This window comes from Vallitalea sediminicola (genome assembly GCF_054408565.1).
This window is the reverse complement of the sequence record NZ_BTPT01000185.1, coordinates 1-302: the sequence shown is the minus strand read 5'-3', so window position 1 is coordinate 302 and position 302 is coordinate 1. Positions and strand designations below refer to the sequence as shown.

1 protein-coding gene is annotated in these 302 nt (G+C 35.1%); it reads left to right on the top strand.

Annotated elements, in window-relative coordinates:
- The coding region (locus ACX6CF_RS26355; protein ID WP_458788355.1) for a BREX system ATP-binding domain-containing protein at positions 1-291 on the top strand (291 nt) is incomplete at its 5' end.
- Positions 292-302: the final 11 nt, after the last annotated feature.

Sequence of the window (302 nt, the reverse complement as noted above, 5' to 3'; positions counted from 1 at the left end):
GCAAGCTTTAAGGGTCTGCTAATTTTCTTAGACGAAGGAGTAAATCTTTATAAAATTTCCCACAAACAAGCTAGAAATAGTAATTACGAAAAAATACTTACCATATTTAATGATACAATGCAAGGTAAGGCACAATATATTGGCGTATTTTTGAGTGGTACTCCTCAGTTTATATATGATGAACGTCGAGGTTTGTTTAACTATGAAGCTTTGCAATCCCGTCTTGCAGATAACCGCTTTGGTGTGCAAGGTTTCGTAGATTATACAAGTCCGGTAATAAAGCTGTTTTAGCTTTATTACCG